Here is an 11143-nt window from a genome sequence, read left to right as displayed (position 1 = left end):
TACACCGGCTGGTTCCGGTGGTCGCTCGAGACCCACCAGGGGCACCTGCTGATGACGGTGCACTTCTTGATCAGCGGTTACCTGTTCTTCTTCGTCCTCATCGGCATCGACCCCGGTCCGAAGCGGCCCCCGTACCCGATGCGGCTGATCATCCTGCTGGCCACGATGGCGTTCCACGCCTTCTTCGGCCTGGCGATCATGTCCGGTACCGAAGTCCTCGCCCTCGACTGGTGGCACGCCCTCGACGCCACCAACGACACCGCCCTCCTCGCCGACCAGGTCACCGGCGGCGGCATCGCCTGGGGCACCGGCGAACTGCCCGTCGTCCTCGTCGCCCTGATGGTCGTCCGCCAGTGGTCGAGGTCTGAGGAGCGCGCCGCGAAACGGTACGACCGCAAGGCCGACCGCGACGACGACGCGACCCTGCGCGCCTACAACGACCAGCTCGCCCGCCTGAACGGCACCGACACCCCCCGGAAAGAGTCGTGACCCTCACCACCTCCCCCACCCTCACCCGGACCGCCGGTGCCGTGTTCGCCGCGGTCCTCCTCGCCATCGGCGCGGCAGTCGGTGTCGCGACGCCTGTGCAGGCGCACGATCAGATCATCTCGACCTCCCCCAGCGAGGACGGTCACGTCGACACCGCGCCGGCGGAGGTGTCGATGGTCTACACCGACTCCCTCATCGAAGTCGGCGCCGTCGTGCTCGTGATGGACGACACCGACAAAGACTGGGCCGACGGCCCCGTCGCCCTCGACGGCCCCAACGCCACCCAGGCAATCAAGCCCGGCATGCCCGACGGGATCTACCAGGTGCGGTGGCGGGTCGTATCGAGCGACGGCCACCCGATCTCCGGTGTCTACGACTTCGCCGTCGGCACCGCCACCCTCACCACCGACACCAGCACAGACGCTGAGGCGACTGCCGACCCCGCTGCGGCCGGTCCTGACGAAGACACCGCGACCGGTGCGACGGCGACGCCCAGCACGGTGTCCTCCACCGTCGTGATCGGGCTCCTCGGAGCCGTCGCCGGGCTCGCCGTCTTCGGCGGCGTCCTCTGGTTCCGCAGCCGCCGCACCTCATGACTTCCCCGACCCACCACCATCACCTACAGAAAAGGATCACCATGCGCACCCTCACCACCACCGGCCTCGCCGCTTCCGCCGTCCTCCTGCTCGCCCTCACCGGGTGCAGCGCCGCCAGCCAGGACACCGCCGAAGCCGACACCAGCACCGAAGCGGCATCGCTGTCGATCGACGACGCCTGGGTCAAGGCCGCCGACCGTGGCATGTCCGCAGCCTTCGGGACGCTCGAGAACGACTCCAACCAGGACGTCACCATCGTCAAGGCCGAGTCCGACGCCTCCCCGATGATGGAGCTGCACGAGACCGTCGCGAACGACGCCGGTGAGATGGTGATGCAGGAGAAAAAGGGCGGGTTCGTCATCCCCGCTGGCGGCTCCTACGAGCTCAGCCCCGGCGCCAACCACCTGATGATGCTGGGCCTCGACGCGCCCGTCGCCGCCGGTGACGAAGTCGGCTTCACCCTGACCCTCACCGACGGGTCGACGTACGAGTTCACCGCTCCGGCGAAGGACTACTCGGGTGCGAACGAGACCTACGAGGGCGACGAAATGTCCGAGATGGACATGGGCGAGTAATGACCGACCCCACCCCTGAAAACACTCCTCGCGGTGTCAGCCGGCGGCACCTCCTCTTCGGAGGGGCGGCCGCCGGCCTCGGCGCCGCCGGCGCCATCGGCCTCAGCTACACAGCCCGAGGCACCACCTCGACCGCCGAGACGGCCGACGCGAAGCTCTCCGGTGCCAAGACAATCCCGTTCTACGGCACCCACCAAGCCGGCATCAACACAGCCCCCCAAGCCCACGCCGTCTACTACGCCCTTGACCTGCTCCCGGGAACGGATGCGGCGGCCCTGCGGCGGATGATGCAGGTCCTCACCGACGACGCCGCCCGCCTCAGCCAGGGAGACGCAGCCCTCGCCGACAGCGAACCCGAGCTGGCCTACGTCCCCGCACGCCTGACGGTGACGTTCGGGTTCGGGCCCGGCCTCGTCACCAGGGCTGCCGGTGCGGGGGCGGTTCCGTCGTGGCTGGGGCCGCTGCCGGCGTTCAGTGTCGACCGGCTCGACCCGGCCTACGGCGACGGCGACCTGCTGATGCACATCGCCGCGGACGACCCGATGACCGTCGCCCACGCCGCCCGGATGCTGCTGAAGGACACCCGCTCCTTCGCCACCCTCCGCTGGACCCAGACCGGGTTCCGGCGTGCCTCCGGGTCAGAGCTGAAGGGCACCACCATGCGGAACCTCTTCGGCCAAGTCGACGGGACCGTCAACCTCGAACCCGGCACGACGGACTTCGATCAGCTCGTCTGGCGAAACACCGGTCAAGCCTGGATGGCAGGCGGCACCGGGTTCGTGCTCCGCCGCATCTCGATGGACCTCGACAAGTGGGACAAGCTCGACCGGTCAGGCCGCGAGCAATCCGTCGGCCGGACCTTGTCGAACGGGGCGCCGCTGACCGGGGTGAACGAGCACGACGAGGCGGACTTCGAGGCGAAGACCCCGATCGGGTTCCCGGTGATCCCGGAGTTCTCCCACATGCGCCGGGCCCGGTCGGACAACCCCGACGAGCGCATCTTCCGCCGCGCCTACAACTACGACGACGCCCCCACCCCGGGGTCGTCGGTGTCGAACTCGGGGCTGCTGTTCGTGTCCTACCAAGCCGACGTCACCACCCAGTTCGTCCCCCTGCAACAACGCCTGAGCGACCTGGACCTGCTGAACGAGTGGATCACCCCGGTCGGGTCGGCAGTGTTCGCCATGCCGCCCGGCTGCACCAGCAGCGGCTACATCGGCGACACCCTCTTCTGACCCTCCCACCCGTCACCGCACCGCCTCCTTTACGAGCCACGAAAGACACCATGACCGAGACCCTGCAGCGCCCCACCCCGGCCTCTGACACCCCTCGCCCGAACACCTCGAAGGGGTGGCTGGGGCAGTTGCTCCTGCGGCTGCATTTCTACGCCGGCATCCTCGTCGGCCCGTTCATCCTCATCGCCGCCCTCAGCGGCGCCGCGTACGCCGTCACCCCGCAGATCGAGCAGGTCGTCTACGACCGTGAGCTGCACGCCCCCGTCACCACGACAACGCTCCCCCTCGCGGAGCAGGTCGAAGCGGCTGAGGCGTACGCGGGCGACGACACCCTCGTCGCCGTCCGTCCTGCCCCGGAGCCCGGCGACACGACCCGGGTCATGTTCACCGGGACAGGGCTCGGCGAGAGCGAGACCCGGTCGGTGTTCGTGGACCCCGGCACCGCCGAGATCCGCGGCGACCTCACCACCTACGGCACCTCCGACGCCCTCCCCATCCGCACCTGGGTCGACCACCTGCACCGCAACCTCCACCTCGGCGACGCCGGGCGGCTCTACTCCGAACTCGCAGCGTCCTGGCTCGGTGTCGTGGTCCTTGCTGGCGCAGCCCTCTGGGTCCTCCGGTACCGGAAGGCCCGCCGTGCCCGGCGCGACATGGTGCGCCCCAACAACAAGGTCACCGGGTACCGGCGGATCTTCTCCTGGCACGCCTCCACCGGGATCTGGCTGCTTGTCGGGGCCCTGTTCCTCTCGGCGACGGGGATCACGTGGTCGACCTACGGCGGCGCCAACGTCGACAAGCTCCGTGCTGCACTCGATTGGGGCACCCCCGCAGTCGACCCTGCCTTGACTGAGACCGCGGGCCCCACCGTGACCGGCGACCACGCCGGTCACGCCGGGCACGGAAGTGCTGCACCCGCGACCGATGATGCAGCAGCACCCGTGATCGAGCCGACGACGTTCGACGAGGTCCTCGGCGTTGCTCGGAGCGTCAACGTGAACACCGGGCTGGTGCAGATCACCCCGCCGACCACGGCCGACACCGCCTGGGTCGTGCAGGAGATCCAGCGCAGCTACCCCACCGAGGTCGACTCCGTCGCCATCAACGGGGACACTCTCGAAGTGGTCGACCGCACCGACTTCAAGGACTTCAACCTCGCCGCGAAACTCACCCGCTGGGGCATCGACACCCACATGGGCCAGCAGTTCGGCATCGCCAACCAGATCGTCCTCGTCATCACCGCCCTCGGGATCGCGACGATGGTCGTCTTCGGGTACCTGATGTGGTGGAAACGTCGCCCCACCCGCCCGGGAGCGCTGGTCGGGAAGCCCGCCGCCGCCGGCGCCCTCGCCCGGGCACCCTGGTGGGGCACCACCGCAGTGATCGTGGTCGCCGCCGGCATCGGGTGGTTCCTGCCGCTACTCGGAATCTCCCTGATCGGGTTTGTCGTGGTCGACGCCATCGTCACCGCGACACGATCACGCTCCACAAGCCGATAGGAGCTTGCGGGACAGGCACGCCTTTCGAGGTGCCCGTCCCGTGCTGGCTCGTCCGGAAGACTCAACGCATGCCCCTGCACCGTGACTACCGCCTCCTGGATGGACCACCACCCCTAACCGACTACCTGCGGCTGCGACTCGAGAGCGGCCTCTCGCCTAAGAGCGAGGCGCAGGGCGCTGGCGCTCTGACCGGTTCGTGGACCTTCCGGCACGTCGTCGACGCCGCAGGAGAGGCCGTCGGGATGGGGCGTATCGTCGGCGACGGTGCCTGGTATTTCCTCATCGCCGACATGGCCACCCTCCCTGGCCACCAAGGCCGGGGTGTCGGTGGCGCGATCCTCGACGCGCTCCTCGCCCACATCACCGAGCACGCGCCTCCGGAGGCCTACGTGACCCTGACCGCGGACCCACCGGGCAGGCACTTCTACGAGCAACGAGGCTTCACCGACGTCGCCCCCCAGCGGACCGGGATGCACCTCGTCATGCCCGCTCTATGTGTCTGGTAGACGATCCCCTATCGGGCGGGAAGCGGGCGTGCCAGGCGGCTGCCGCCGTCAGAGAGCCCGTGTCATCGTGAGCTCATCCCTGGAGCCGGCTGCGACGGCGAATCCGTTCCTCTCGTAGGTGCGCCGGGCGGACTCGTTCTGGGCCATGACCGACAACTCGAGGCGCGGTGCCCCCGTGGCTGCTGCCCACGTTGCCACGGCGTCGATGAGCAGGGTCGCCACTCCTCGTCCTCGTGCGGCGGGGTCCACCCACAGGGAGATGAGTTCTGCGCCAGCACCGGGCCGTGCTGACGGCGTTCCGGTAACCATGCCGATCGGACTGCCCGTTCCCGAGTCGAGGGCTACGAGGTCGATCGCCCCGGGGATAGAGAGGCGCTCGCGCCACCGGCCCTCATCAGCATCGACCCAATCAGCCAACCGAGAGCCGAAAGCCTCCGGGGCCTCAGCCAGCGCCGCAAGCCTCAAGGAGCGCCAGACTCTCCAGTCGTCGGACGACAGGATGATCAGCGTGACTGTCATTCGTTCACGGTAGCGACCGAAGCACGACCCGTCAGCGGACGAGGCGGCATTGCTGGCGCTGCCACTGTTGTGGTCGATGCCATGCTGACGCCATGGATTTCAGCATCGTCACTGAGCATGTGGAGTCTCGGGACGGCACCTCGATCGGCTACCTCCGCCAGGGCACCGGACCAGGCATCGTCCTGGTGCAGGGCGCGATGGCCGACGTCCACGCCTACCGAGACCTCGCCCTCGCCCTGTCCTCCTCGTTCACCGTCATCACCGCCGAACGACGCGGCCGCGGTATCAGCCCGCGCCCGTATACCGCCGACCACACCATCACCCGCGACATCGAGGACCTCGACGCGGTCATGACCGCGACCGGCGCGACGAAGCTCTTCGGACTCAGCTCCGGCGCTGTCATCGCCCTGGAAGCCGCACGCACCCTGCCCAACGTGGAACAGCTCGCTGTCTACGAGCCCCCGTTCTACCGCGACGGCATCGACCGGGACGGCATCCGCCGACTCAACGTCGAAATTGAGCGCGGACAGGCCGGTGCTGCACTCATCGATGCGCTCGTCATCGCTGGGACCGCACCTGCGCTCATTGCGCGAGCCCCGCGGCTCGTCGCCCGCGTCCTGGGCCGTGTCATCCTCGCGATCCAGTCCCGCCAGCCCGGTCCGGCGTCATCGCTCCGCGACCTCCTCCCGGGCGTCCGCTACGACTTCCACGACGTCACCGAACGCGACGGCCACATCCAGGACCACGCGAGCATCGACTGTGCAGTCCTGCTACTCAGCGGAACCGCGAGCCCGACATTCCTCCGCACCGCGATCCGCGACCTCGCCGGCATCATCCCCGACTCGCGGCACACGGAATTCGACAGACTCGGCCACGACGGCCCATGGAACAGCGGCGGCCCCGCCCAGATCAGCGCCGCGCTCCACGCCTTCTTCACACTCTGAATCGGACGCAGCAGCGTCTCGATAGGCAATCGTCTAACGGGCGATGGGTAAGGGACGGTTCACCATGGCTGCGGGCACGGTCTTGGTCGTCGTGAATCTGGTTCGACGACTTCGGCGATCTCCGCCCCCAATCCTCGTCGAGACGTCGCAGTTCAGCACGTCCACCAGTGGGAACCGCTGGATCAAGGGGTTCCAGATGGCCCTTCGCCGTGCTTAAGGATCGGTTCACTCATTGGTCTGCAGTTTTTTTGTTGGTTCTTTGCGTCAAACCGTTTGACGGATCTACCGTCGCATCAATCGATTGACCCCCCGGATCAGTCGATCGACCCGAAGGAGCGGCATGCTGAGGATGAAAGACATCGCCTCCCAGGTGGGCGTCTCCGTTTCTTCCGTCTCACTCGTCCTAAACAACAGGGACGCTGGTCGAGTCAACGCAGCCGTCGCTACAGAGATCCGTGACCTGGCGAACAGCTTCGGCTACGTCCCGAACCAGCTGGCCCGATCACTAAAGTCGAAGCAGACACGCACGATCGGACTCGTCTCCGACCGTGTCGCCAGCGTGCCGTTCTCGAGTCACATGCTCGGCGGGGCTCAGGCCGCCGCGTGGCAAAGAGGTTACATCCTCATGCTCATCGACACCGGAGGCGACGCTGACCTCCAGACCCCTGCAGTGCAGTCGCTGCTTCAACGCAACGTCGACGGGCTCATCTTCGCTTCGACCTTCCACCGGACAGTCGACCTTCCTCCAGTACCCGCGACGACACCAGTCGTCCTGCTCGACGGGCGCCCCGAGGACACCACATCCGGAGCCGACTGGGTCGTGCCAGACGAGGAGCACGGTGCCCGAGACGCAGTGACGCACCTGATCGGAGCTGGCCACCGGCGCATCGGCTTCTGCAGCGTTCGCGCCTACCCCATCGCCGACGAACTACGAACCCGCGGCTACGTCGAGTCCTTGACGGGCGCAGGAATCACCGTGGACCCCGACTTGATGGTCGTCGCCGACGACGCCGCGACTTCGTTCGCCCTCGAGCCGGCAAGACGCCTTCTCAACCGGCCCACCTCCTCCCGCCCCACGGCTGTCTTCTGCTTCGGCGACCAGATCGCCATGGGCTTCTACCAGGTGGCCAGAGAGCTCGGGCTTGAAGTCCCCACCGATCTCTCGATCGTGGGTTTCGACAACCAGGAGTTCGTCGCAGACGCCCTCGACCCCGGACTGACGACCGTGCAGCTCCCCCATGCACGAATGGGCGAATGGGCCGTCGACCGTGTCCTGGACCGGGTGGAAGACAATTCCTCAGCCGCCGAGGCCCCACAGGGCCACCGCATGGCGTGCCCACTCGTCGTCAGGTCATCAGTCAGTACGCCCCTGGACCCTCCGTGACCTGCTCCCCTTCCTAAGTCCCCCACAATTTCTCGCCCCGCCCGCGTTTCCTGACGCGGATGTCAGGCGTGCCCGGCAGCGCCCCACTGCGTTCCACCTGCCGCAACCTTCCCCCACCACCCACAGCAAAGGAGCTGCATCATGCACCACAGCCCACGCCGCCGCCGAACCGTCACGTTCGCCGCCGCCACGGTCGTCTCTCTCGCTGCCGCCACTCTCGCGGGCTGTAGCCCCGCCGGCGGCGACGACGACACCTTCACCATCCTCCAGTACGAAGACCCCACCACAGCTCAAGGCCAAGGGTGGCAACTCGCCGTCGACCTATTCAAGGAAAAACACCCCGACGTCAAGGTCGACTTCCAGACGACGAGCTTCGATGCCTTCCGCAAGAACGCGAAGCTCGTCCTCTCCGGCAACGACGTCCCCGACGTCGTGGAGTTCAACAAGGGCAACGCCGACGGCGGCCAGCTCGCCAGCCAGGGACTGCTGCAGGACCTCGACGACCAGGTCGCCGAGAGAGGCTGGGACGACAAGATCACCGGATCCATGCAGTCCTTCGCCAAGTACGACGAACTCGGCAGAGCAGGCAGCGGCAACTGGTACGGCGTCCCGAACGTCGGCGAATACGTGACCTTCTACTACAACAAGGACGCCTTCGCCAAGGCGGGCATCACCCAGGTCCCCACCACCATGGAGGAATTCGAGGCCGCCATGCAGGCTCTCCAGGGTGCCGGCACCACGCCCGTCTCATCCTCAGCGGCCGTCAACCAGGGCTTCAATCAGATGTGGGTCTGGTACTCGCTCGTCTCAGCCAACGCTGACCGCGACCAGATCGACGACTTCATGTTCCTGAAAGACGACATCGACTTCGACGCTGCCCCCTGGAGAGAAGGGACGGAGAAGTTCCAAGAATGGATCGACGCCGGCTACCTCGGCACTAACCTCGGCGGCCTGAACTTCGAACAGGCCAACGTCAACTTCCTCAGCGGCAAGACCGGGATGCTCATCTGGAACAACGGCGTCTTCTCGCGCATCAAGGACGAAGCAACCTTCCCCTGGGGCTCGTTCACCCTTCCCGGCGCGAACATGACCATGGGCTCGTCCGGCCACCTGTGGGGAGTGCCCGCGAAGGCGAACAACAAAGACCTCGCCTACGACTGGATCGACATCACCCTCAGCGACGAGGTGCAGAACGCCATGGGCGAACTCGGCGGCCTGCCCCTCGCAGGCGACACATCGTCGATCACCGATCCTGTGACCCGCGAGTACACCGAACGTTTCGACGAGACCGTGGCCGACGACACCCTCGCCTTTTACCCCGACTACCCAGTGCCGGGGTTCCTCGACTTCATGCAGAACAACATGTCGGCCATGTCCAACGGCAATGAGACCGCTGACGGGTACCTCGAGAAGCTGCAGGACTTCTACGACGACGGCAAGGCCACCGTCGACCAGGGCTGACCCGTGGGACGGGTGCTCCGCGCCCGTCCCACCTCATCGTCGGCGCCCATGGGCACGACGGACAGGAGATCCACCCATGACATCGACCACGACCAGGAAGCTGGCCCGCTTGGGGCAGCACTCCTACTGGTGGTACCTCGTGCCGATGATCCTCGGCACCCTCGCGATCGTGCTCGTCCCCTTCGCGATGAACGTCTGGACCAGCCTCTTCCAGTGGAAGGGCGGCCTCGCCCCCATGCGCTGGTACGGTCTCGGCAACTACGCCGACCTCCTGGGCGACGCCCAGTTCTGGCTCGCGTTCAAGAACTCCGTCTTCATGATCCTCGGCATCGTGGTCGTCCCAACCTTGATCGGGCTCCTGTTGGCCGCGGTGCTCTTCGATTACCTGGGCCGCGAATTCGGGCCCCGCGTCGCTGCGACCCTCAGGGCACTGTATTACCTGCCACAGATCCTGCCCATCGCCGTGGCCGGGTTCATCTGGAGTTGGGTGCTGGCCACTCAGGGCGGCCTGCTCAACAGCGTCATCGGCGCCGTCGGCGGCACCAGCCCCCCCGATTGGCTCGGCAACCCCGACATCGCCATCTACGCCGTCATGCTCGTGCTGGTCTGGCTACAGATCGGCTATCCCGTCGTCATCTTCATGGCCGCCCTGCAACGGGTCGATCCTGAGCTCTATGAGGCCGCAGCACTCGACGGAGCCCGCTGGGGACGCCGCTTCACAGCCATCACCGTTCCCCAGATCAGGCCCGAGATCTTCGTCGTCGTCATCACCGCGACCGTCGGTGCCCTCAAGGTGTTCGCACCGATCCTCATCCTCACGGGAGGTGGACCCGAGGGCTCGACCGTTGTCCCGTCGTACTACTCGTATCGCAACTTCTTCGAGCTCTCCAAGGTCGGGTACGGGTCGGCCATCGCTACCGTTATGGCCGTCGTAATCTTCGCCACCGCCGGGGTGCTGCTCTGGCTGCAGCGCCGCGACACAGAAGGAGGAAACGCATGAGTGCGCTCCTGTCCGACACCACCACCCGACCCGAACTCGGGACAGAGGCGGCGCCTCCTTCCCGGACTCCCCACCGTCGGGGTCGCCGCGGCGTGGCTCGCTGGGTGGTACTGGCCCTGGCCGCAGGGTTCGCACTGCTGATGCTGGCACCTCTGCTGCTGCTCGTCCTCAACGCGTTCAAGACGGGGGCCGACTACAGCGCCAACGGGCCGTTGACCCTGCCTGAGAGCTTCAGCATCGAGGCCTTCCAGCAATACCTCGCGATCGTCGACTACCCCCGCGCGCTCGTCAACTCCATCGTCATCTCCGGACTCGTCGCCGTCCTTGGGACAGCCCTTGCCCTGGTGACCGCCTACGGGATTGGCATCGGCCGCGTCAGGGGGCGAGGATGGATGCTCGCGATATTTCTCCTCGCGACCATGCTCCCCCAGGAAGCTCTGATCTACCCGCTCTTCTACGGGGCCCAGGCGACGGGTCTGTTTAACACGATCTGGAGCGTCGTCATCGTCTTCACGGTGCTCCAGGCCGCGTTCGGCACCTATCTGCTCTCGAGCGTCATGGCCACGATTCCGCCCTCGCTGCTCGAGGCGGCAGCTCTCGACGGCGCTGGACGGCTCCGCATCCTCACCACGGTCGTCTTCCCCGTCCTCCGTCCGACGTTGTCCGTGCTGGTGGTGTTCTTCTTCGTCTGGACCTGGAACGAGTTCTACATCCCCCTCGTCCTGCTCTCCGATCAGTCGGCGCAGACCATCCCCATCGCCCTCGCCACCCTGCAGGGACAGAACAGCATCGACCTCACCGCGCTCAACGCCGGATCCCTACTCTCGCTGCTTCCCACGCTGATCTTCTTCCTCATTTTCCAGCGCACCCTGAGCCGCGGCGTCACCGCCGGCGCGGTGAAGTGACCGCGCCCCACCACGACCACCTCGTCACGA

12 protein-coding genes are annotated in these 11143 nt (G+C 66.8%); 11 read left to right on the top strand and 1 reads right to left on the bottom strand.

From position 1 onward, the window contains the following. The 6 genes from HRF36_RS15265 to HRF36_RS15240 form a co-directional block, all read left to right on the top strand. A partial coding sequence (locus HRF36_RS15265; RefSeq protein ID WP_173211395.1) for a cytochrome c oxidase assembly protein occupies positions 1–489 on the top strand: 489 nt, incomplete at its 5' end. Beyond that, entirely contained in the window at positions 486–1085 is a 600-nt protein-coding gene (locus tag HRF36_RS15260; RefSeq protein WP_173211393.1) for a copper resistance CopC family protein, read from the top strand. The genes HRF36_RS15265 and HRF36_RS15260, both read left to right, overlap by 4 nt. 41 nt (positions 1086–1126) lie before the next feature. After that, on the top strand, positions 1127–1660 hold the full coding sequence (locus tag HRF36_RS15255) for a copper chaperone PCu(A)C (RefSeq protein WP_173211391.1): 534 nt from the start codon (positions 1127–1129) through the stop codon (positions 1658–1660). Further along, positions 1660–2895, top strand: a complete 1236-nt coding sequence (locus HRF36_RS15250; protein WP_173211389.1) for a Dyp-type peroxidase — start codon at positions 1660–1662, stop codon at positions 2893–2895. Before HRF36_RS15255 ends, HRF36_RS15250 begins: the two co-directional genes overlap by 1 nt. A gap of 50 nt (positions 2896–2945) precedes the next feature. Next, on the top strand, positions 2946–4394 hold the full coding sequence (locus HRF36_RS15245) for a PepSY domain-containing protein (protein WP_173211387.1): 1449 nt from the start codon (positions 2946–2948) through the stop codon (positions 4392–4394). 68 nt (positions 4395–4462) lie between these two features. Further along, positions 4463–4900: a GNAT family N-acetyltransferase gene (locus HRF36_RS15240; protein ID WP_173211385.1), complete on the top strand. Its 438-nt coding sequence runs from the start codon at positions 4463–4465 to the stop codon at positions 4898–4900. Between the two features lie 48 nt (positions 4901–4948). On the opposite strand, the gene HRF36_RS15235 is transcribed toward HRF36_RS15240, so the two are convergent. After that, positions 4949–5419 (bottom strand): GNAT family N-acetyltransferase, encoded by a 471-nt coding sequence (locus tag HRF36_RS15235; RefSeq protein WP_173211383.1) that lies wholly within the window; start codon positions 5417–5419, stop codon positions 4949–4951. 92 nt (positions 5420–5511) lie between these two features. Between HRF36_RS15235 and HRF36_RS15230 the strand changes: the two genes are divergently transcribed. The 5 genes from HRF36_RS15230 to HRF36_RS15210 all read left to right on the top strand — a co-directional run bounded on the left by HRF36_RS15230 (position 5512) and on the right by HRF36_RS15210 (position 11113). Beyond that, positions 5512–6363, top strand: coding sequence for an alpha/beta fold hydrolase (locus HRF36_RS15230; protein WP_173211381.1), 852 nt, complete (start codon positions 5512–5514; stop codon positions 6361–6363). Positions 6364–6703: 340 nt separating this feature from the next. Continuing rightward, positions 6704–7747, top strand: coding sequence for a LacI family DNA-binding transcriptional regulator (locus HRF36_RS15225; RefSeq protein WP_173211379.1), 1044 nt, complete (start codon positions 6704–6706; stop codon positions 7745–7747). Between the two features lie 141 nt (positions 7748–7888). Beyond that, positions 7889–9208: an ABC transporter substrate-binding protein gene (locus HRF36_RS15220; protein WP_173211377.1), complete on the top strand. Its 1320-nt coding sequence runs from the start codon at positions 7889–7891 to the stop codon at positions 9206–9208. Between the two features lie 145 nt (positions 9209–9353). Then, entirely contained in the window at positions 9354–10208 is an 855-nt protein-coding gene (locus HRF36_RS15215; RefSeq protein ID WP_173211397.1) for a carbohydrate ABC transporter permease, read from the top strand. Further along, positions 10205–11113: a carbohydrate ABC transporter permease gene (locus HRF36_RS15210; RefSeq protein ID WP_173211375.1), complete on the top strand. Its 909-nt coding sequence runs from the start codon at positions 10205–10207 to the stop codon at positions 11111–11113. Before HRF36_RS15215 ends, HRF36_RS15210 begins: the two co-directional genes overlap by 4 nt. Positions 11114–11143: the final 30 nt, after the last annotated feature.

Source organism: Frigoribacterium sp. VKM Ac-2836 (assembly GCF_013248995.1).
GTDB lineage: Bacteria > Actinomycetota > Actinomycetes > Actinomycetales > Microbacteriaceae > Frigoribacterium.
The sequence above is the reverse complement of the archived record's forward strand: the minus strand, read 5'-3'. Positions and strand labels throughout refer to the sequence as shown.